This window comes from Methylobacterium sp. P5_C11, assembly GCF_054049775.1.
This window is the reverse complement of the sequence record NZ_JBFULS010000006.1, coordinates 133849-154365: the sequence shown is the minus strand read 5'-3', so window position 1 is coordinate 154365 and position 20517 is coordinate 133849. Positions and strand designations below refer to the sequence as shown.

General features: G+C 69.1%; 16 protein-coding genes and 1 tRNA gene. 9 read left to right on the top strand and 8 right to left on the bottom strand.

The window, feature by feature from the left end:
• Both ACXJKQ_RS06000 and ACXJKQ_RS05995 read left to right on the top strand, forming a co-directional pair.
• A partial coding sequence (locus tag ACXJKQ_RS06000; RefSeq protein ID WP_457104848.1) for a PQQ-dependent sugar dehydrogenase occupies positions 1–1119 on the top strand: 1119 nt, incomplete at its 5' end.
• Positions 1119–1712, top strand: coding sequence for a c-type cytochrome (locus ACXJKQ_RS05995; RefSeq protein ID WP_457104847.1), 594 nt, complete (start codon positions 1119–1121; stop codon positions 1710–1712). The genes ACXJKQ_RS06000 and ACXJKQ_RS05995, both read left to right, overlap by 1 nt.
• A 158-nt stretch (positions 1713–1870) precedes the next feature.
• Here ACXJKQ_RS05995 and ACXJKQ_RS05990 read toward each other — a convergent pair whose 3' ends face one another.
• The gene (locus tag ACXJKQ_RS05990) at positions 1871–2641 is read right to left on the bottom strand and encodes an MOSC domain-containing protein (RefSeq protein WP_457104846.1); all 771 of its coding nucleotides are present in this window, start codon (positions 2639–2641) and stop codon (positions 1871–1873) included.
• A 199-nt stretch (positions 2642–2840) separates the two neighbouring features.
• Here ACXJKQ_RS05990 and clpB point away from each other — a divergent pair, with 199 nt between their 5' ends.
• Positions 2841–5477, top strand: a complete 2637-nt coding sequence (gene clpB / locus ACXJKQ_RS05985) for an ATP-dependent chaperone ClpB (protein WP_457104845.1) — start codon at positions 2841–2843, stop codon at positions 5475–5477.
• A 194-nt stretch (positions 5478–5671) separates the two neighbouring features.
• Here the strand turns inward: clpB and ACXJKQ_RS05980 are convergent, their stop codons facing one another.
• The 4 genes from ACXJKQ_RS05980 to ACXJKQ_RS05965 form a co-directional block, all read right to left on the bottom strand.
• Positions 5672–6589, bottom strand: a complete 918-nt coding sequence (locus tag ACXJKQ_RS05980; RefSeq protein WP_457104844.1) for an inositol monophosphatase family protein — start codon at positions 6587–6589, stop codon at positions 5672–5674.
• Positions 6586–7161: an NUDIX domain-containing protein gene (locus tag ACXJKQ_RS05975; protein ID WP_457104843.1), complete on the bottom strand. Its 576-nt coding sequence runs from the start codon at positions 7159–7161 to the stop codon at positions 6586–6588. Before ACXJKQ_RS05975 ends, ACXJKQ_RS05980 begins: the two co-directional genes overlap by 4 nt.
• A 7-nt stretch (positions 7162–7168) precedes the next feature.
• Positions 7169–7876, bottom strand: coding sequence for a glutathione binding-like protein (locus ACXJKQ_RS05970; protein ID WP_457104842.1), 708 nt, complete (start codon positions 7874–7876; stop codon positions 7169–7171).
• A gap of 96 nt (positions 7877–7972) precedes the next feature.
• Positions 7973–8911: an SMP-30/gluconolactonase/LRE family protein gene (locus ACXJKQ_RS05965; protein WP_457104841.1), complete on the bottom strand. Its 939-nt coding sequence runs from the start codon at positions 8909–8911 to the stop codon at positions 7973–7975.
• A gap of 408 nt (positions 8912–9319) precedes the next feature.
• Here ACXJKQ_RS05965 and ACXJKQ_RS05960 point away from each other — a divergent pair.
• Positions 9320–9396, top strand: a tRNA-Pro gene (locus ACXJKQ_RS05960).
• A 25-nt stretch (positions 9397–9421) separates the two neighbouring features.
• The gene (locus tag ACXJKQ_RS05955; protein ID WP_457104840.1) at positions 9422–9733 is read left to right on the top strand and encodes an ETC complex I subunit; all 312 of its coding nucleotides are present in this window, start codon (positions 9422–9424) and stop codon (positions 9731–9733) included.
• 16 nt (positions 9734–9749) lie between these two features.
• Here the strand turns inward: ACXJKQ_RS05955 and ACXJKQ_RS05950 are convergent, their stop codons facing one another.
• Both ACXJKQ_RS05950 and ACXJKQ_RS05945 read right to left on the bottom strand, forming a co-directional pair.
• Positions 9750–10208 (bottom strand): nucleoside deaminase, encoded by a 459-nt coding sequence (locus ACXJKQ_RS05950; protein WP_457104839.1) that lies wholly within the window; start codon positions 10206–10208, stop codon positions 9750–9752.
• Positions 10209–10257: 49 nt separating this feature from the next.
• Complete coding sequence (locus tag ACXJKQ_RS05945) at positions 10258–11325, bottom strand: spore photoproduct lyase family protein (protein WP_457104838.1); 1068 nt, start codon at positions 11323–11325, stop codon at positions 10258–10260.
• A gap of 192 nt (positions 11326–11517) precedes the next feature.
• On the opposite strand from ACXJKQ_RS05945, the gene ACXJKQ_RS05940 reads away from it, so the two are divergent.
• Complete coding sequence (locus tag ACXJKQ_RS05940) at positions 11518–13545, top strand: putative bifunctional diguanylate cyclase/phosphodiesterase (protein WP_457104837.1); 2028 nt, start codon at positions 11518–11520, stop codon at positions 13543–13545.
• A gap of 69 nt (positions 13546–13614) precedes the next feature.
• Here ACXJKQ_RS05940 and ACXJKQ_RS05935 read toward each other — a convergent pair whose 3' ends face one another.
• A complete protein-coding gene (locus ACXJKQ_RS05935) occupies positions 13615–13839 on the bottom strand; it encodes a hypothetical protein (RefSeq protein ID WP_457104836.1) in 225 nt (74 codons plus the stop codon).
• Between the two features lie 1519 nt (positions 13840–15358).
• On the opposite strand from ACXJKQ_RS05935, the gene ACXJKQ_RS05930 reads away from it, so the two are divergent.
• The 3 genes from ACXJKQ_RS05930 to ACXJKQ_RS05920 all read left to right on the top strand — a co-directional run bounded on the left by ACXJKQ_RS05930 (position 15359) and on the right by ACXJKQ_RS05920 (position 20495).
• Positions 15359–16942 carry a TolC family outer membrane protein gene (locus ACXJKQ_RS05930; RefSeq protein WP_457104853.1) on the top strand — a complete coding sequence of 528 codons (1584 nt, stop codon included), beginning with the start codon at positions 15359–15361 and terminating at the stop codon, positions 16940–16942.
• A gap of 197 nt (positions 16943–17139) precedes the next feature.
• The gene (locus ACXJKQ_RS05925; RefSeq protein WP_457104835.1) at positions 17140–17664 is read left to right on the top strand and encodes a PopZ family protein; all 525 of its coding nucleotides are present in this window, start codon (positions 17140–17142) and stop codon (positions 17662–17664) included.
• A 113-nt stretch (positions 17665–17777) separates the two neighbouring features.
• Positions 17778–20495 (top strand): valine--tRNA ligase, encoded by a 2718-nt coding sequence (locus ACXJKQ_RS05920; protein ID WP_457104834.1) that lies wholly within the window; start codon positions 17778–17780, stop codon positions 20493–20495.
• Positions 20496–20517 lie beyond the last annotated feature (22 nt).

The window sequence follows — 20517 nt, the reverse complement described above, 5'->3', positions numbered from 1 at the left end:
CTCTATGGCCGCCCCGAGGGCGGCGCCGCGGCCAAGCTCGCGCCGGTCGCGGGGCCGCCGCTGGCGACCGCCGCCGCCAAGCTGCCGCTGGACAAGCTGAAGGTGCCGGACGGCTTCAAGATCGAGGTCTATGCCAGCGGCCTCGCCAACGCCCGGGAGATGACGCAGGCGCCCGACGGGACGCTGTTCGTCGGCACCCGCACGGTCGGCAAGGTCTACGCGGTCCTGCCGCAGGCGGGTCAGGACGGGAAGCGCGAGGTCAAGACCATCGCCACGGGGCTGCACCGGCCGAACGGCGTCGCGTACCACGACGGCGCCCTCTACGTCGCCGAACTCTCGAAGATCTGGCGCTACGACGACATCGCCAACCACCTCGACGGCATGGCGAAGCCGACCCTGGTCTACGACGACCTGCCGAAGGACGAGGCCCATGGCTGGAAGTTCATCGCCATCGGCCCGGACAACAAACTGTACGTGCCGGTGGGCGCGCCAGGCAACATCGTGATGCCCCCCGACACCCATGCGCAGATCCGGCGCATGGACCTCGACGGCAAGAATGCCGAAGTGATCGCCCATGGCGTGCGCAACACCGTCGGGTTCGACTGGAACCCGAAGACCAAGCAGCTCTGGTTCACCGACAACGGCCGCGACTGGGTCTCGGAAGACATCCCGAACGACGAACTCAACGTGCTCACCGAGCCAGGCAAGCAGCATTTCGGCTATCCGTATTGCCACCAGGGCACGTTCACCGATCCGGAATACGGCTGGGGCCATTCCTGCTCGGAATTCACTGCGCCGGCGGCCCTTCTCGGTCCCCACACGGCCTCGCTCGGCCTGCGCTTCTACACGGGCACGCAGTTCCCGGATGCCTACCGCGACGCGATCTTCGTCGCCCGTCATGGGTCCTGGAATCGCACCACCAAGCTCGGCGGCGACGTGGTGGTGGCCAAGCCCGGGGCTGACGGCAAGGTTGCCGGGGTGCAGCCGTTCCTGACCGGCTTCCTTCAGGACAACAAATACGTGGGCCGTCCTGTCGATGTGCTCGTCGCCAAGGACGGTTCCCTGCTCGTGTCGGACGACTACAACGGTGCGATCTATCGCGTGAGTTACGGCCAGTGATGCGCCGACCGTCACGGACCCGCGCCATCCGGGGGCTGGTTGCAGCCCTGGGAGGGCTCTGGGCGGGCGTGTCGGTCGCCGCCCCCGATGCCGCGATGCAGGAGCGTCTCGCGCCCTGCATCGGCTGCCACGGGGCGGGCACGTCGCAGACCGAGGGGGTGCCCTCGCTCGGTGGCCAGCTCCCCGACTACGTCGTCACGCAGCTGTTCCAGTTCCGGGAAAAGCAGCGTGAAGCGCCGCCCATGAACGACGTCGCCGCCGGCTTCTCCGACGACGACCTGCGCGCCTATGCCGACGCGGTGGCGACGCTGCCGGCGCCCGCCCATTCCGGAGCGCCCGCAGATTCGGCCCTGACGGAGCGGGCGCAGGCCCTCGTCGCCAAGCACCAGTGCAATTCCTGTCATGGGCCCGACCTCGCCGGTCGGGACGCGATCCCGCGGATCCGAGCCCAGCGGGAGGATTACTTGGCCAAGGCGCTGACGGGCTACAAATCGAATGCCCGGCCCGGCTACGATCCCGCGATGAACGAGGTCGCGCAGGGGCTGAGCGAGGCCGACATCAAGGACCTGGCGACTTACGTCTCGCGTCTCTGAGGAAGGATCGGGAAGAGCCCGTCCGCGTCACGCGGCCCTGGATGTGCAGCAGGCGCGACGGAGCTGTTTCGAGGATCTGCGACCGCCTCCGAAGGCACGGTCGCGATGACCCGGCGCCTCGGGCCGAGGGGTCGGGTCGTCACAACCGCCCTCCTCGCTCAACCCACCACGCGCAGCGCATCGCCCTTGGCGAGCGCCCCGCCGGCAATGACCTCCGCATAGACGCCGAGGTCGCGGTGGCCGAGGCGGGCGTCGAGGGTCCAGGGGATGTCGCAATCGCGCACGCCGCTGACCGGGTCGACGTTCGTGGCCGCACACCGAACGGTCCGCTTAGTGATCTTGAGCCTCAGCCCGCTCGGCGCCTCGATCACCTGCCCGACCATCTCCAATTCCGCGAAGGGTTCGAACCCGTCGACCAGCAGATTGCCGCGGAAGCGCAGCGGATCGACCGGCGCGCCGAGATAATCCTCGACCGCCGCCACGCTCGCCCGGTTGATCAGTGAGACGTAGCCGGTGGCCGAATCCGTGAACCGGTACTGGGCCGGCGCGGTCAGCACTTTGGGCTCACCCCGCAGGCTCTCGGGAACGAACCGCTTCATCAAGGCCGCGAGCCCGTCACGCCCGGCTTCCGTATCGAGGCGGAAGGCCTGCGGTTCGCCGTGCCCCTCCACGGTGAGGGTCGCGGTGGCGTCGTCGTAACGGGTTCGCAGGCGGGCGAGCGCCTCGTCCCGCATGAGCATCAGGTATTTGGTCTTGGGCTGGTGCCGGGGCGCCACCGCGTTGAAGCCCGAGGGACCGTTCTCGATGGCGTAGAGCCGGTCGCCGGGGAAGAACCCACTCGTCTGGAGATCCGCACGCTCGACGGCTTCGGGGCTCAGGCCCTTCACCGGATAGCGATACAGGGCGCTGACATGAATCAATGCGGTCATGCGCCGAACGTGACCCTGAATGGCGGTGTCGCGCAAGAGCTTCGCCGGCCCTTGTGGTGCGCAATTGCAACACCACATCCCGGCTACCGGCGGCCGCCAATGGCGCCGGGGTCCTCGTGCGGCGGAGAGCCGGAGGGCGACGTTTCGGTGGCGCCGCGCCTCTCATCGGGCGGCGGATGCCGGTACGGGAGGGTTGTTCATGAACTTCGAAAAATATACCGAGCGCGCCCGCGGCTTCGTGCAGGCGGCTCAGAACCTCGCCATGCGCGAGGGACATCCCCAGCTTCAGCCGGGGCACCTGCTCAAGGTGCTGCTCGACGATCCGGAAGGCCTGTGCGCGGGCCTGATCGACCGCGCCGGCGGCCAGTCGCGCGTGGCTCTGGCCCAGACCGAGCAGTGGCTCGCCAAGCAGCCGAAGGTGTCCGGCAACGCGTCCGCCCCGCAGGCGACGCGCGAGCTGATGCGCCTGTTCGACACCGCCGAGAAGGCGGCCGAGAAGGCCGGCGATTCCTACGTCACGGTGGAGCGCCTGCTTCTCGCCCTGGCGGTCGAGAAGGAATCCGAGGCCGGCCGCGCGCTTCAGGCGGCGGGCGTTACCCCCGCATCGCTGAACGCCGCGATCAACGCGCTGCGCAAGGGCCGTACCGCCGACAACGCCTCGGCCGAGAACGCCTACGACGCGCTCAAGAAGTATGCCCGCGACCTCACCGAGGCCGCCCGCGACGGCAAGCTCGACCCGGTGATCGGCCGCGACGAGGAGATCCGGCGGACCATCCAGGTCCTGTCCCGGCGCACCAAGAACAACCCGGTTCTCATCGGCGAGCCGGGCGTCGGCAAGACCGCCATCGTCGAGGGGCTGGCCCTGCGCATCGTCGACGGCGACGTGCCCGAGTCTCTGCGAGACAAAAGCCTGCTGGCCCTCGACATGGGCGCGCTGATCGCCGGGGCGAAGTATCGCGGCGAGTTCGAGGAGCGGCTGAAGGGCGTGCTCTCCGAGGTCACGGCGGCCGAGGGCGGCATCATCCTGTTCATCGACGAGATGCACACGCTGGTCGGCGCCGGGAAGGCCGACGGGGCGATGGACGCCTCCAACCTCCTGAAGCCGGCCCTCGCCCGGGGCGAGCTGCATTGCGTCGGCGCGACCACCCTCGACGAGTACCGCAAGCACGTCGAGAAGGACGCGGCTTTGGCCCGGCGCTTCCAACCGGTCTTCGTGTCGGAGCCGACCGTGGAGGACACGGTGTCGATCCTGCGCGGCCTGAAGGAGAAGTACGAGCAGCACCACGGCGTTCGCATCCAGGATTCCGCCCTGGTCGCGGCGGCGACGCTCTCGAACCGCTACATCACCGACCGCTTCCTGCCCGACAAGGCGATCGACCTGATGGACGAGGCCGGCTCGCGCCTGCGCATGCAGGTCGACTCGAAGCCGGAGGAACTCGACAACGTCGACCGCGAGATAGTCCGGCTGAAGATCGAGGGCGAGGCGCTCAAGAAGGAGACCGATTCCGCCTCCCGCGACCGTCTGGTCCGGCTGGAGAAGGAACTCGGCGACCTGGAGGAGCGCTCGGCGGCGATCACCGCCCGCTGGAAGGCCGAGAAGGACAAGCTCGGCACGGCCGCCGGCCTGAAGAAGAAGCTGGACGAGGCGCGCAACGAACTCGCCGCGGCACAGCGCCAGGGCCAGTATCAGCGTGCGGGCGAACTGGCCTACGGGGTCATCCCGGGCCTGGAGAAGCAGCTCGCCGAGATCGAGGCCAAGGCCGACGCCAAGTCGGAGAACGGCCGCGACGCGATGATGGAGGAGGCGGTCACCCCCGCCCACATCGCCGGGGTCGTCTCCCGCTGGACCGGCGTGCCGGTGGACAAGATGCTGGAGGGTGAGCGCGAGAAGCTGCTGGCCATGGAGGACGCGCTCGCCAAGCGCGTCGTCGGCCAGCGCGAGGCAGTTGAGGCGGTCTCGACCGCGGTCCGGCGCGCCCGCGCCGGCCTGCAGGATCCGAACCGGCCGATCGGCTCGTTCATGTTCCTCGGGCCAACGGGCGTCGGCAAGACCGAGCTGACCAAGGCGCTCGCCGGCTTCCTGTTCGACGACGACACGGCGCTCGTGCGCATCGACATGTCCGAGTACATGGAGAAGCACGCGGTCGCCCGGCTGATCGGCGCCCCTCCGGGTTATGTCGGCTACGAGGAGGGCGGCGCCCTCACGGAAGCCGTGCGGCGGCGGCCCTACCAGGTCGTCCTGTTCGACGAGGTCGAGAAGGCGCATCCCGACGTCTTCAACGTCCTGCTGCAGGTCCTCGATGACGGGCGGCTCACCGACGGCCAGGGGCGGACGGTCGACTTCCGCAACACGCTGCTGATCATGACCTCGAATCTCGGGGCCGAGTATCTGGTGAACCAGCCCGCGGGCGAGGACACCGATGCGGTCCGCGACGAGGTGATGGGCGTGGTGCGGGGCCATTTCCGGCCGGAATTCCTGAACCGGGTCGACGAGATCATCCTGTTCCACCGCCTCGCGCGGTCGGAGATGGGGGCGATCGTCGAGATCCAGCTCGGGCGCCTGCAGAAGCTGCTCGACGAGCGCAAGATCACCCTCGCCGTCGACGAGGAGGCCAAGACCTGGCTCGCCGACAAGGGCTACGATCCGGCCTACGGGGCGAGGCCGCTGAAGCGGGTGATCCAGAAGAACGTCCAGGATCCCCTGGCCGAGCTGGTGCTTTCGGGCAAGATCCATGACGGCGAGACCGTGCCGGTCACCGCCGGCCCGATGGGCCTGATGATCGGCGACGTCACGGTCGGCGCCGAGCGCCGGCCGGCCCACGTGGCGCTGAACTGATCGTATCGCGGGAACAGGCAGGGGCGGCGCGCCATGGGAGGTGTGCCGCCCTTCCGCTCAGGTGCGGGACGACCAGTCGCTCAGGATGTCTCGGTCCAGGATGGTGCTCCGGAGCGTGCGAGCGCCGGGGCGCCACCGCAGTTGAGGCCGGGGAGACAATGCCGGGCGGCGGCGTCCGCGCTGCCGACCGGTCCTCAGACCCGCGGCGATGACGGCTCGACCCTCCCGATCGCAGTTGCGAGGTCCGCCGCTTGGTCCCGATGCCGACACACCATCCAGAGATCGTCGTGAGCCGACAGCTCCGCGTCGAACAGGTCGACGAAGGCGGCCGGCGGATCGCCCAGGTCGGGCCAGTGGAACAGACGAAAGCCGAGCGCCTCGAACAACGGCAGGATCGGGGCCAGATCCCACAGCCTGTTGTTGCTGAGTGTCGCGTCGAGCCGCCCGGTGGCCAGAAGGGCGGCGTCCGAGATCGCCCCGCCCTCACTCCAGGGAAACCACCCGCGGCCGTAATCCAGGGTGTAGCGCTGCGCCGTGACCGAGAGCCATCCGACATGGCCGGTCCGGCGCTCCGAACGATCCAGCGGTTGTAGGGTCGCCGTCATGCGGCCACCGCGCGTCGGTGCCCAGAAGGCGCGGCCGCCGCTCGCCGCCAGAAGAATGCCCTCCGTCGCCTCCGCCGCCGAGGGACCCGACGGCCGGGAGCGGTCCTCGTTCCAGGCCGGCAAACTCATGACGCAGGCCCGGGGCCAGCCGGCGCGGCAGGCCGCCACCATCACACCCCAGCCCGACAGGCCGCCCGCAAAGGGCCGGGTGCCGTCGATCGGGTCGCCCACGAAGGTCCAGGCGTCGCGGGCCAGCATGGCCCGGGCCGCCGCGTGTCCGAGATCCTCGGCCGTCTCTTCCTCGATCAGGTCGGGGCCGAACTGCGCGTGCAGCAACCGGCTGACCGCGAGGTCGGCTTCGGTCAGGGCCTGACCGAGATCCGGACCCTTGTTGGTCATGTCCAGGCCGCCCGCCCGCATGGACAATGCCAGCGGGGCGGCCTCCTCGGCGAAAGCGAGCATCCGCGCGAGGACGTCCGGTTCAGGCAGGTCGGGCGGGAGGGTCATGCGGCGAACAGCTCCGGGCTGCGGAGCATCAGGGCCTGGATGAGGACCAGCGTCTTCAGATCGGCTAGGCGGCCGGCGCGGGCCAGATCAGCCAGCGTGGCCAGGGGTACCTCGAAGGCAACGACCTGCTCGCCCTCGGTGTGCAGACCGCCACCAGGTCCGACCCGGTCGGCCGCTTCGTAGGGGGCGAGGTAGAGCCACAGGCGCTCGGAGGAGATGCTCGGCATGCTGTAGGCGTGCGCCACCGGCTCCAGATGCAGCAGGCGCACGCCGGCTTCCTCCATCGCCTCCCGGATCGCGGTCGCCTCCGGGGCGGCACCGTCGAGCCCCCCGGCGGGCGCTTCGTCGAGATCGGGCGGTTCGCCCCAGAAGGCCGGGCCGACCCGCGCCTGCCGCACGAGCAGCGCCACGCGCCGAACGGGATCGTAGGGCAGCACGCATGCCGCCTCGCCATGGTCCTCCAGCACCCGCCTCACGGTACTGCCGTCCGCGAGGGTCAGCGTGGCGATGCCGAAGGTGTTCCAGCCGCGGTGGAGCACCTCCAGCGGCAGGGCAGGCCGGGCCTCGGTCATGGGCCGGTCAGCGCTTCGTGTTCGAGGCGGTCTGGCCGAACATCACCTTCTTGGCGTCCTCGCTCATGGTCTTTCCGTAATCGGGGTTGACCTCCGGAGCCCGCGCATACGCGGCCTTCGTGGCAGGCCGCTCGGCGATCGCCGTGAACCAGCGCTTCAGGTGAGGATGCTCATCGAGGTTCTGGCCCTGCTTCTCCCACGGGACGATCCAGGGATAGCAGGCCATGTCGGCGATGGAATAGTCGGGTCCGGCGACGAAGGTGCGGTCGGCCAACCGACGGTCGAGCACGCCGTAGAGACGGTTGGTCTCGTTGACGTAGCGCTTGATCGCGTATTCGATCTTCTCTGGCGCGTATTGGGAGAAGTGATGGTTCTGGCCGAGCATCGGCCCGAGGCCGCCCATCTGCCAGAACAGCCATTGCAGGACCTCGGCCCGCCCGCGCACATCGGAGGGGATGAAACGTCCGGTCTTCTCGGCGAGGTAGAGCAGGATCGCGCCCGATTCGAACAGCGAGACCGGCGGGCCGCCACCCGACGGCTCATCGTCGACGATCGCCGGCATGCGGTTGTTGGGGGCAATCTTGAGGAATTCCGGATTGAATTGCTCACCTTTGCCAATATTGACACGGTAAATTCGGTATGGAACCCCTGTCTCCTCAAGAAACATCGTGATCTTGTGGCCGTTCGGCGTCGGCCAGTAGTGAAGGTCTATCATCGGCTGGTGTCTCGCTTAGCCCCCGGCGGACGGGAAGTGGGTCGGCGCAGCGCTCCGGTCAAGCACGACGCCCACCGTGATGGCGCGGCATCGGCCTCATCCCCCCGGACAGCCCTGCACCTCCACGTAGAGGGCGTAGAGCGACTGGCTCGCGGCCATGAACAGACGGTTGCGATGCCGGCCACCGAAGCAGAGGTTGGCGCAGCGCTCCGGAAGGCGGATGCGTCCGATCGGCCGCCCGTCCGGATTGAACACCATCACGCCGTCCAGGGCGTCGTCGCCCATGCCCCAGCCGCACCAGAGATTGCCGTCGACGTCGCACCGGATCCCGTCGGGCGTACCCGGTCCGGCATCGATCAGCACCCGCCGGTCGCGGAGGACGCGGCCGCCGACGACCTCGTAGGCGACGATCCGCCGGGTCGGCCGTCCGCGGGATTCCACGAGATACAGGACGCTGCCGTCCGGCGAGAAGCACAGGCCGTTGGGACCGGCGATGTCCGTGGCGACCGCCGCGAGGATGCCGGTGACCGGATCGAGGCGATAGACGTTCTGCGGCAATTCCGGTTCGGCGCGCGTGCCCTCGTAGAAACCGCCGATTCCGAAGGGCGGATCGGTGAACCAGACCGCACCGTCGGCCGCGGTCACGACGTCGTTGGGCGAGTTCAACCGCTTGCCCTCGAAGGCGTCGGCCAGAACGGTCACCGCACCGTCCTGCTCGGTGCGGGTGACGCGGCGGTTGCCGTGCTCGCAGGTGACCAGCCGGCCGTTGCGGTCGCGGGTGTTGCCGTTGGCGAAGCCCGACGGCCTGCGGAAGACCCCGACGGCTCCGCTCTCTTCGTCCCAGCGCAGGATGCGATCGTTCGGGATGTCGCTCCACAGGAGGTAGCGACCATCCCCGAACCAGACCGGACCTTCGCACCAGCGGAATCCGGTGGCGAGCCGCTCCACCGCCGCGTTGAACACGCGGTAGCGGGCAAAGCTGGCGTCGAGGATCTCGACCGCCGGGTCGGGGTAGCGCGGGCTCGGTGTCCACACGGGGAAAATCCTTTCCGGTCAAGGCGATCGTCACGGTACTGGCTCCCGCAGGCAAGGTACCGGATGCGCATGCCCGCACCGCTCGTCAGACGCCGGCGGCGTGAACGCGGAGCCACCTCGTCGAGGTGCCGCGCCCGAGGGTGACGAGGGCCGGAAGCATCCCGCGGGCGCTCCGAGACGCACCATCCTCCACCCCCCAGTGATGGCAGGCGCCGGCTCGTCGGCAGGACATCTCGGCCCTCGTCCCAGCATTGGACTAACGGGTCTCGATTTGTCTGACAAGTGAGGAGAGGGCTTGGGGAGACGGCTCCGATGCCGGTCGGCTCGATCCGGCAGCGGCACTCCGCGACCGGCCGTGCCTTGCGGGGGAGCGGCGGAACCGCTACGGCATTGGGGCCGTGTGGCAGTCGGGGTGTGGCGCAGTCTGGTAGCGCACCTGGTTTGGGACCAGGGGGTCGTAGGTTCGAATCCTATCGCCCCGACCATTCGATCAGGAGCTTGTCGAGTCAGATGCCGAGCGCCCGCATCTTCCGTCCGTCTCGAGATGCCACGCAATCGGGCCTCGCCCGCACCAAGCTGTGGATCCTGGAATTCGACCGGACCAGTCCGCGGGAGATCGATCCGCTGATGGGCTGGAACGGATCCTCCGACATGTTGCAGCAGGTGCGCCTGGAATTCGACACCGAGGAAGAGGCCGTCGCCTACGCCAAGCGCGAGGGCATCGCCTACCGGGTCGAGCAGCCGGCCAAGCACGCCCTGCGCAAGGGACTGTCCTACTCGGACAATTTCAAGTTCAACCGCACGGCGCCCTGGACGCATTGAGGCGGTCGCGACCGTCTCAACGGTTGCGTCGGGCCTTCCATGCGCCGTAGGGCGAATCCCCCGGGGGGCGGAGCTGGCTGATGCGCATCGGTTGCGCATCGAGCGGCTTGCAGAGTTCGGCGTAGACGGTCGCGCTTCCGGCACCGAACGACTCGGCCTCCTCCGCCGAGAACGCGAAATAGCCCTCCTTGAAGCCGGCCAGGCGCATCGCGGCGTGGCACATGGGGCATGGGCGCCCGCTCGCATACATCACGCAGTCGCCGAGGTCGCGGCGGCCGAGCAGGCGGCTCGCCTCGCGCAACGCCACCATCTCGGCGTGGGCGCTCGGATCGTTGGTCGCATGGACGCTGTTGGCCGCGCGGACGAGCACGGCACCGTCGCGGACGATCACCGCACCGTAGGGTGCGCCGCCGGCCTCGACGTTGGCCTCGGCAAGGGCGACCGCCTCGCGGATGTGCATCTCATGCGTGGACATGGCCGAACTCCCCTCCGATGGCGCGCCAACGTCGGGCACGGCCGGAGGTTCAGAACGCGTAGCGCACCGTACAATACGGCAGGGTCTCGGCGAGCAGGGCCTTGAACCGGGCGAGCCAAGTCGCCTTCCAGCCCGCGCGGTAGCGCAGGTTTCTGCCACCGCCTTCCGAAACCTTGGTTTCCTGGATGTCCGGGCGCCAGAGCAGGTCTTCGGCCTTGGGGTGCCAGCCGAGGTTCACCGCATGCAGATCCGCATTGTGGGTCAGCATGATGATCTCGCACTTCAGTTGCGCCTTGGCGGCATCCGACAGGGTGTCGTCGATCTCGGCGAACAGCGCCCGCCAGTCGTCCTCCCACCCTTCGTAAAGGATCACCGGCGAGAAGTTGGCGTGAACCTCGTAGCCCGCGGCCACGAAATCGTCGATGGCCGCGATCCGCTCCGGGATCGGGGCGGTCCGCACATCCACGATCCTGGCGATCCGCTCCGGCATGAGCGAGAAGCGGATACGCGTCTTCCCCTGCGGATCGTAGGCGAGAAGGTCACGGTTCACGGCCTTGGTGGCGAAGGACGCCTTGGCGTTGGGCAGGGTCCGGAACAGCGCGATCAGGGTACGCACGCCGTCGGTCACCGCCGCATCCACCGAAAGGTCGCCGTTCTCACCGATGTCGTAGACCCAGAAATCCGGATCGATCGGATCCGGCTCCGTCAGGCGGCCCTGTCTCCCGGCATGCCGGCCGATCGCGGCACAGACCTGCTCGACGTTCACGAACAGCGAGATCGGGTTCGCGAACCCCTTTCGGCGCGGCACGTAGCAATAGGCGCAGGCCATGGCGCAGCCGTTCGAGGTCGAGGGCGCGATGAAGTGGGCGCTGCGCCCGTTTGGACGCATCGCGAGGCCTTTCTTGACACCGAGGACCAGCGTCGAGCGCTTGATCCGCACCCAATCCTCAACGGACCCGGCATTCCCGTGCAGGTCCGGGATGTTCCAATGGGACGGTACGGGGATCAGCGCGGCTTCGGGGAAGCGCGCCAGGATAGCCCGACCGGCCGGAAAATCGCTCACCGCCGGTTCGTGATAGATCGTCCGGATTTCGAGCAGGTCGCGCGTCAGGGGCATGGTCGATCCCGAGCCCGTGAGCGGGCCGAGAGCCGATATGGTGTTCGGTGCCGCGGCCGGAATGGCTTGCGACCTGTCGTCCCGACGGGGACCGGCCCCGAAACGCCCGGGCGCCGGCGCGATGAACGAGGATCGTTGAACGATATCTTACGATTCGCTGTCATGAGTCCCTCAGATCTGAGTGGACGTGTGATGATCGTTCAGGCCCCGGAGACATCCGCTCTGAAGTCCCCCGGCTTCGGCGACTCGCTCGACCCAGCGGATCCCCGGTGGGATTCGCTGATCCGGCGAGACCAGCTGGAGGCCCTGCGTGGGGGCGTCCTCTCGGCCATCCCGGTCAACATGCTGCTCGGGCTGGCGAGCCTGCTCGTCGCGTATCGGAGTGGCCACGGCACCGTGGGGGCCGTCTGGTTCGCGGCCTCGACCAGCGTCAATCTCCTGCGGATCGTGCTGTGCCGAGCCCACTGCGTCGGCCTGGCGCTCACCGCCGACATGCCGCCGGCCATGGCCGCAGCGGCGGTGCACTCCATCGACCGGCATCTGCGCGCCTGCACGGGCGCGGCCTTCCTGTCCGGCGCCGTCTGGGCCTGCCAGCCGCTCCTGTGCGAGGGCTATACCTCCGCGCAGACCCTGTTCTACCTCGCCATCACCTGCGGCATCACCGCAGGGGCCGTGACGCACGGGACCGCCTATGCGCGCATCCCGCTGAGCTTCATCGTCCTGCCGCTGCTGTCGGTCACCATGTGTCTCGCCGTGACCGGCGACTTCGACCGGAACTGCCTTGCGGCCTGCGTGCTGCTCTATCTCCTGGCCCTGACGCACACGGCGTTCCGGAGCGAGGCGGTGTTCCGCGAGGCGAGCCGGCTCAAGAACGAGGCCAACGCCCTCGCCCGCTCGCGCTCGGAGGCCCATGCGAGCGCCAATGCCCTCGTCGAGGAGATGCGGTGGCGTGCCACCCACGACGACCTGTCCGGCCTCCTGAACCGGGCGGGCTTCCTCCAGGCGGCTGAGGATCGGCTCCTGTCCGGGACGCTGAGCCTGCTGCTGCTGGATCTCGACGGTTTCAAGTTCGTCAACGACGTCTACGGTCACAAGGCCGGCGACCGGGTGCTCGTCGAGGTCGCGCGCCGGCTGACCGAGGCGCTGCCGGAGCAGGGCCTCGCCGCCCGGCTCGGCGGGGATGAATTCGCCGTGCTGTACGATCCCGCGGCGTCCGGCGTGCCATACAGCGTCATGGCGGCGGACCTGATCGCCGCGGTGGCAAAGCCGTTCGACGGCTTCGACGCGGGCCGTCTCGGGGTCAGCATCGGCGTCCATGCCGGTTCGGAACCCAGCCTCACCGAGATGCTGAGCTGTGCCGACGAGGCGCTCTACGCGTCGAAGGCGGCCGGCCGGAACCGGTTCCGGGTATTCGACTCGGGCCTGCGCGAGCGGCTGCAGATGCGGCGCGACCTGGAACGCGACCTGTCGCAGGCCCTGGTCGACAACGCCCCCCAGGTCTGGTTCCAGCCCATCTACGCCGCCGACGGGCTGACGCTGGTGGGTCTGGAGGCGCTGGTGCGCTGGGAGCATCCGCGACTCGGCTGGATCGCGCCGCCGGACCTGATCGCCGCCGCCGCGATGGCGGGCCTCACCGAATCGCTGCTGCGCTACATCCTCGAGCAGGTCTGCCGGATGCTGGAGGTCCTGCGCGGCCGCGGCCTCGGGACCGTGCGCGTGGCCTTGAACGTCTCGCCCCGGGAAATGGCGCAGGTGCCGGTGGACGAGATCGTCATCGAGCGCCTGAACCGCCTCGGGCTGCCGCCCACCATGCTGGAGATCGAGATCACCGAGGAGACCGCCCTCGATATCGGGGCAGTGCAGGACAAGCTGCAGGCGCTGTCCCGCGCCGGGGTCAGGGTCGCCCTGGACGATTTCGGGATCGGATACTCGTCGCTCTCCTCGCTGCGGCAGCTGAGGGCGGATCGGATCAAGATCGATCGGAGCTTCGTGACCGGGCTCGGGACCTGCGACGACAAGCGGGGGCTCGTCCTCGCCGTCCTTGGCCTCGGCCGTCTGCTCGGACTCGAGGTCGTGGCGGAAGGAGTCGAGTCGGCCGAGGACCTCCACATCCTTCAGGCGATGGGCTGTCCGTTCCTGCAGGGCTACCACCTCGGTCGGCCGATGCCGGCACACGATCTGGAGACCGTCCTGTGCGTCGGGCGGATCGCAGCCGCCTGACCCCGGCATCACCGTGCCGGAATACCCGTGATCGTCGACGAGGCCGATCGACCGGCCGACCGCGCCGGCTCAGAAGCGCTCAATATCCGCCGGCCGGCGGCGCAGGATCCGGCGCGTCGCCGCGCGCCACAGGCGATCCGGGAGCCCATAGAGCCACACCAGGCCGGCGCAGCCGGCGATCATCAGCAGGAACAGCCAAGCCATGACTTCGAGGACAGGGCCTGGCGGAGGCCCGTACTCGGTCCGGTCGTACCACAGGGGATCGGCGTCCCAGGGTGGATCGTTCTCGTCCACGGTCGAACCCTCCCCCGCGAAGACGGCACATGGCCTCGCGGCCTGCGCACAGCGCTCACACCGCGATCGCGGGGCGCCGAGCCCGCGGCGGGGCATCCTCGGGACGCCCGCCACCCCACGCTAGCGGCGCGGCCGCGCAGCCGACGAATACCTAATTCGGACAGGACCGCTCCTCTGGTCGCGCTTTCCACATCCAACTTCCTCCGCAATTTATTGCTTAGTCCGCGCGAGATGGCATTGTGACTGTCGGGCCGACTGTAGGAATTGCCATGCGCGCACGGCGCGAGCGCCGCCCGGCCTTGTGGTCGATGCTGATCCTGTCGGCGGCCTGCGCGTTGCCGGCGCGGGCCGACATGCGCATCGAGGCGGCCAAGATCACGGGCGGCGACCTCTGGATCATCGGCTATGCCGACGACCACGGGGCGGAGATCACCCTCGACGGCCGATTCCCGCAGCGAACCGACAGCCGCGGCTACTTCGAGTTTCGCGTCGTGTACCATCCGGCAACCTGCGTCGCCACGCTGCGGACGCCGAAGCAGGCCCGCAGCATCGTGGTCGGCGAATGCGGCCAGCAGGGACCTCAGGCGCCCGCCCTCGTCGGACCTCCCGGCCCGCGGGGCGAAGCGGGCGCACGAGGGGAGGCCGGCCCTCCCGGCGAACAAGGATCCGCGGGTCCACCCGGCCCGCCAGGAATCGCCGGCCCGCCAGGAATCGCCGGCCCCCCAGGAATCGCCGGCCCGCCGGGAATTGCTGGTCCACAGGGTATCGCGGGCCTGCAGGGGGCCGTCGGATCGCCGGGCGAACGCGGTCCGGCCGGACCGCCAGGCGAACGTGGCCCACCGGGCTCGCCCGGACCGACCGGAGCCACCGGGCCGGCCGGCCTTCCCGGACCGCCCGGCCCCCGCGGGCTGCAAGGTCCGCCTGGGAAGATGGGACCGCCGGGCGCAACGCCGAAGCCGAAGCCGCCGCCTCCCCTCGCGGGAACGGCGCCGAGGCAACGCCCGGCAGCGCGGGCACCCCGCGAACCAGACCCTGCTCCCTATGCGGCGCCGGACCTCGAGCCCGATACCGGCGGCGGCGGGGTCGGCCGGTATTGACGCGAATCCGATTCCCGAACCGGCCCAGCTTGCCCGTGACCCGACGCGAGCGCCGGTCGCCCCCTCCGATTCCATTGCCCTCGTTACGAGAGCGACGGGTATTCATAGCCGGGAATAGTCTCGGAGAGGTCGTATTCCACAGTTCGATCAGCGTAATAACGCGGCGCGAAGCGTACCGCCGATCGGATGTGTCACCTTAATGCCCCAACGGCGCACATTCCGACGTCCTCGCCGTGCCGAGGCGAGCCAAAGCGCCCGGTTTGCGCTAAGCGTGACAGTGGGGCGGGCTTGATCGGAAACGAGGGAAACGCCGTACCTTGGCCGTTTTCATCTCGGACTTCCGGACCGAAAGAGACCGCAAGGGCTTGTTCATCGTGACACGACGTCCACAAGCGAGCTTTCAGACGTTCCGGCTGGCCGGCATGGTCTCCGGACTCGCGCTCCTGGCGGCCATGCCGGCCGCGGCCGAGACCCTCGAGAGCGCACTCGCCAAGGCCTACCAGGGCAACCCCAGCCTCAACGCGAGCCGCGCCGGCGTGCGCGCCACCGACGAGAACGTGGCGATCGCGCAGTCGGGTTATCGTCCTCAGGTCAATGTCGGCGCCCAGATCGGCGTCCAGTACCTCCAGACCCGCAGTTCCAGCACCGCGGCGGCAGCGGCTGGATCGGCCGCCACCGGCGCGTCGTCGGCTGCCGGTGGATCCGCGCTGAGCACGGGCGCCTCGACCATCGGCAGCACCACGACCGGAGTCGGCACCGGCACGACGGGCACGTCCGGCCTCGGGGCGGGCGCTTCCGGCGTGGCCGGCGCGTCGTCGGCCGGTGGCTCCGGCGCGACCTCCAGCACGGCGGAGGTCGCCGCGGCCCAGACCATCACGTCCAGGCGGACCGTCAGAACCACGTACCTGCCGAGCACCGCGAGCCTGACCGTCTCGCAGACGCTGTTCAACGGCTTCCAGACCGACAACCTGACCCGGCGTGCCGAGTCCACCGTGTACAGCCAGCGCGAGACGCTGCGGTACACGGAGCTGACCGTGCTCTACAACGCCGTCCAGTCGTACATGAACGTGCTCAGCAACACGGCCACGCTGGAACTCAACCGGAACAACGTCGAGGTCTTGGAGGAGCAGCTCCGCCAGACGCGCGACCGCTTCAATGTCGGCGAGGTCACGCGGACCGACGTCGCCCAGGCCGAGGCCAGGCTCGCGGGTGCCCGCTCGCAGGTGAGCGCGGCGGAATCCGCTCTGCGGACCAGCATCGGCATCTATCGGCAGAACATCGGCGTCGAGCCACGCCAACTCGCGCCGGGTCGGCCCCTGGACCGGTTCGTCCCCGCCAGTCTCGACGCCGCCATCGCCATCGGTCTGCGCGAGCATCCGCAAATCGTGTCGGCCATCCATGCCGTCGACGCGGCGGAGTCGCAGGTGAAGGTGCTGGAGGGTCAGCTGGCACCGCAGGTCAGCCTGCAGGGCTCCCTCAGCCAAACCTACGACCAGACCGGCCCGAACCAGAGCTTCTTCGTCGGCTTCGTGGGCGGCCGGCTGAACATCCCGATCTACGAGGGCGGCCAGACCTACGCTCAGATTCGTCAGGCCAAGGAGACCGTCGGCCAGACCCGGATCCAGGTCGATCAGGTCCGCGATCAGGTCCGCGCCCAGATCGTCGATTTCTGGGGCCGGCTGGAGGCCGCCAAGGCGCAGGTCATCGCGGCCCAGGCGCAGGTTCAGGCGAACGAAGTCGCACTGAATGGCGTGCGCGAGGAAGCCCGCGTCGGCCAGCGCACGACCCTCGACGTGCTCAACGCGCAGCAGGAACTGCTGAACTCCCGCGTGAACCTCATCGTCGCCCAGCGGGACCGCGTGATCTTCTCCTACGGCGTGGTTCAGGCGATCGGACAACTGACCGCGCGCTTCACGGCGCTCCCGGTCGAGTACTACAGCGCCAAGGTCCACTACGATCAGGTCAAGGATCTGTGGTTCGGCCTGCGCACGCCGGACGGGCGCTGAGGTCTTTTCCCCGGGGAGTGTGGTGCGAGCGCGCTTGCCGCCACGAAACGGCATGGAATACTGATTGAACACCGATCCATTCGGGTCGCTTTCCAGTCTCCCATGCCCGAGTGCGCCTGCCGATGAGTGCAGCAAGCCCCAAGATCCCGGACACGAAATTCCAGGACAAGGCTGCCGATAAGGCGCACGAGCCTTCGATGGAAGAAATCCTCGCGTCGATCCGGCGGATCATTGCCGACGATCAGGCGGCCAAGCCTGCCGAGGCGCCCCCTGCTCCCGAGCCCGACGACGTACTCGACCTCGCGGAGGCTGCCGAACCGGTGATGCGCCCGCGCGTGGTCGAACCGGAGCCCGAACCTGCTCCGGACCTGCTCGATTTCGATGCGATCGATTTCGACGACCCGGTCGATGCCGCGCCGGAGCCGGAGCCCGTCCCGGAACCGGTGGCGCCCCCGCCCCCGCCCCCGCAGCCTGTGCTGCAGGCCGTGCGGGCTCCGGAGCCCGGGCCTGAGGTGCTGGTGTCGCCCGCCACCGATGCCAGCGTGAGCGGTGCGTTCAACCTGCTGGCCCACACGGTGCTGACCCAGAATGCCCGGACGCTGGAGGATCTCGTGAAGGAGATGCTCCGGCCGATGCTGAAATCCTGGCTCGACGACAACCTGCCGGCCGTGGTCGAGCGCCTCGTGCGCGCCGAGATCGAGCGCGTCTCACGCGGTCGCTGAGGCGGCGGCCTGGGTACGGCGGCTGCGGGCCGCCGTCCGCGTGTTGACGGGAGCGACGTGACGGTCGAAAGCGGGGCCAACCCCGTTTGGACAAGCGCCCGCCCGTACCCGCGATGATGGACAAGACCTTCGAGCCCGCCTCCGTCGAGGCGCGGATCTCAGCCGCCTGGGCCGAGGCGGACGCCTTCCGCGCCGGCCGTGCCGAGCGTGCCGGTGTTCCGCCTTACTGCATCGTGATCCCGCCACCGAACGTGACGGGCTCGCTTCACATGGGCCACGCCCTCAACAACACGCTGCAGGACATCCTCTGCCGCTTCGAGCGCATGCGCGGCAAGGACGTGCTCTGGCAGCCCGGTACGGACCACGCCGGCATCGCCACCCAGATGGTGGTCGAGCGGCGGATGATGGAGCGCCAGGAGCCCGGCCGCCGCGAGATCGGCCGCGCGGCCTTCGTCGAGAAGGTCTGGGCGTGGAAGGCGGAATCCGGCGGCGCGATCGTCAACCAGCTCAAGCGGCTGGGCGCCTCCTGCGACTGGTCCCGTGAACGCTTCACCATGGACGAGGGCCTGAGCCGCGCCGTGCTCAAGACCTTCGTCGACCTGCACCGGCAGGGCCTGATCTACCGCGACAAGCGGCTGGTGAACTGGGACCCGAAGTTTCAGACCGCGATCTCGGACCTCGAGGTCCAGCAGATCGAGACCAAGGGCCATCTCTGGCACTTCGACTACCCGGTGGTCGACGAGTCCGGCACCGAGACCGGCGAAGTGATCACGGTGGCGACGACGCGCCCGGAGACGATGCTGGGCGATACCGGCGTCGCGGTCCATCCGGAGGATGCGCGCTACACCGCGCTGGTCGGCAAGCGCGTGCGCCTGCCGCTGGTCGGCCGTCTGATCCCGATCGTGGCCGACACCTACTCGGACCCGGAAAAGGGCACGGGCGCAGTCAAGATCACGCCCGCCCACGACTTCAACGATTTCGATGTCGGCCGCCGCCAGGGTCTCGGCGTGATCAGCATCCTCGATCCCGAAGGCCGGATGCTGCTCGACGGCAACGCGGACTTCCTCGACGGGACCTCGCCCGAGCCGGAAGCCCTGGCGCTCCACGGCCTCGACCGGGCGCAGGCCCGCAAGGAGGTCGTCGCGCTGATGGAGGCGCGCGGGCGCCTGCGCGCCACCGAGCCGAACACCCACGCGGTCCCGCACGGCGACCGCTCGGGCGCGGTCATCGAGCCCTTCCTCACCGACCAGTGGTACGTCAACGTCAAGCCGCTCGCAGAGCGCGCCCTCCAGGCGGTGCGCAACGGGCAGACCAGGTTCGTGCCCGAGAACTACGAGAAGATCTTCTTCCAGTGGCTCACCAACATCGAGCCGTGGTGCATCTCGCGCCAGCTCTGGTGGGGCCACCAGATCCCGGTCTGGTACGATGAGGATGGCGGCGTGTTCGTCGCCGAGAGCGAGGCCGAGGCTCTGGCCGCAGCCGAGGCCAAGCACGGCCGCTCCGTGGCGCTGACCCGCGACGAGGATGTGCTCGACACGTGGTTCTCCTCGGCGCTCTGGCCGTTCTCGACGCTCGGCTGGCCGGACTCGACCCCGGAACTGGCGCGCTTCTACCCGACCAACACCCTGGTGACCGGCAAGGACATCCTGTTCTTCTGGGTCGCCCGGATGATGATGATGGGCCTGCACCTCACCGACCGGGCGCCCTTCGACACGGTCTACCTGCACACCCTGGTGCGGGACGCGTCGGGTGCGAAGATGTCGAAGTCGAAGGGGAACGTCGTCGATCCCCTGGAGCTGATCGATCAGGTCGGCGCCGATGCCCTGCGCTTCACCCTCTGCGCCCTCGCCGTCCAGGGCCGCGACATCAAGCTGTCCGCAGACCGGGTCCAGGGCTACCGCAACTTCGCGACCAAGCTCTGGAATGCCGCCCGCTTCGCCGAGCTGAACGGCTGCCGCCTGGATCCGGCCTTCGACCCGCGCTCCGCCACCGGTGCGATCAACCGCTGGGCGTTCACCGAGGCCGCCCACGCGGTCGAGGAGGTTACGGGCGCCCTCGAGGCCTTCCGCTTCAACGACGCCGCCGGGGCCGCCTACCGCTTCGTCTGGAACATCTTCTGCGACTGGTATCTCGAACTCGCCAAGCCCGTGCTGCAGGGTGAGGGCGTGGATCCCGCCATCAAGGCCGAGACCCAGGCAAGCGTGGCCTTCCTGATTGATCAAGTCGCCAAGCTGCTGCACCCGTTCATGCCGTTCCTCACCGAGGAGCTGTGGGTGATCAAGGGAGCGGACCTGCCGGAGCGCGGCCTCCTGACCCTGGATACATGGCCGGACCTCGGTGGCCTCGCCGACGCATCCGCCGAGGCCGAGGTCGGCTTCGTGGTCGATCTGGTCAGCCAGGTGCGGTCGGCGCGCTCCGAGACCAATGTCCCGGCCGCCGCGCAGATCCCGCTGGCGATGGTCGGCGCAATCCCGGAGGTGCGGGCGCGGGTCGAGGCTTGGCGCGACACGCTGCTGCGCCTCGCCCGGCTCTCGGACATCACCTTCGCGGAGACCCCCCCGAAGAACTCGGTCCAGCTGCTGGTGCGCGGCAGCGTCGCCACGCTGCCGCTCGAGGGCGTGGTCGACCTCGCCGCCGAGGTCGCGCGCCTGAGGAAGGAGCAGGGCAAGGCGCAGGGCGAGATCAAGAAGATCGACGCCAAGCTCGGCAATGCCGACTTCGTCGCCCGCGCGCCGGAGGAGATCATCGAGGAGAACCGCGAGCGGCGCGAGACCGAGGCCGCGCGGCTCGCGAAGATCGAGGAGGCGCTGGCCCGGCTCGGCGGGGATTGAGCGACTCGGCCCGTCTCACCGC

Bases quoted from the DNA above. Each gene is read 5' to 3' on its own strand.
- ACXJKQ_RS05995 (WP_457104847.1), top strand. From the start codon at position 1,119: ATGCGCCGACCGTCACGGACCCGCGCCATCCGGGGGCTGGTTGCAGCC.
- ACXJKQ_RS05990 (WP_457104846.1), bottom strand. From the start codon at position 2,641: ATGACCGCATTGATTCATGTCAGCGCCCTGTATCGCTATCCGGTGAAG.
- clpB (WP_457104845.1), top strand. From the start codon at position 2,841: ATGAACTTCGAAAAATATACCGAGCGCGCCCGCGGCTTCGTGCAGGCG.
- ACXJKQ_RS05980 (WP_457104844.1), bottom strand. From the start codon at position 6,589: ATGACCCTCCCGCCCGACCTGCCTGAACCGGACGTCCTCGCGCGGATG.
- ACXJKQ_RS05975 (WP_457104843.1), bottom strand. From the start codon at position 7,161: ATGACCGAGGCCCGGCCTGCCCTGCCGCTGGAGGTGCTCCACCGCGGC.
- ACXJKQ_RS05970 (WP_457104842.1), bottom strand. From the start codon at position 7,876: ATGATAGACCTTCACTACTGGCCGACGCCGAACGGCCACAAGATCACG.
- ACXJKQ_RS05955 (WP_457104840.1), top strand. From the start codon at position 9,422: ATGCCGAGCGCCCGCATCTTCCGTCCGTCTCGAGATGCCACGCAATCG.
- ACXJKQ_RS05950 (WP_457104839.1), bottom strand. From the start codon at position 10,208: ATGTCCACGCATGAGATGCACATCCGCGAGGCGGTCGCCCTTGCCGAG.
- ACXJKQ_RS05945 (WP_457104838.1), bottom strand. From the start codon at position 11,325: ATGCCCCTGACGCGCGACCTGCTCGAAATCCGGACGATCTATCACGAA.
- ACXJKQ_RS05940 (WP_457104837.1), top strand. From the start codon at position 11,518: ATGATCGTTCAGGCCCCGGAGACATCCGCTCTGAAGTCCCCCGGCTTC.
- ACXJKQ_RS05930 (WP_457104853.1), top strand. From the start codon at position 15,359: ATGGTCTCCGGACTCGCGCTCCTGGCGGCCATGCCGGCCGCGGCCGAG.
- ACXJKQ_RS05925 (WP_457104835.1), top strand. From the start codon at position 17,140: ATGGAAGAAATCCTCGCGTCGATCCGGCGGATCATTGCCGACGATCAG.
- ACXJKQ_RS05920 (WP_457104834.1), top strand. From the start codon at position 17,778: ATGATGGACAAGACCTTCGAGCCCGCCTCCGTCGAGGCGCGGATCTCA.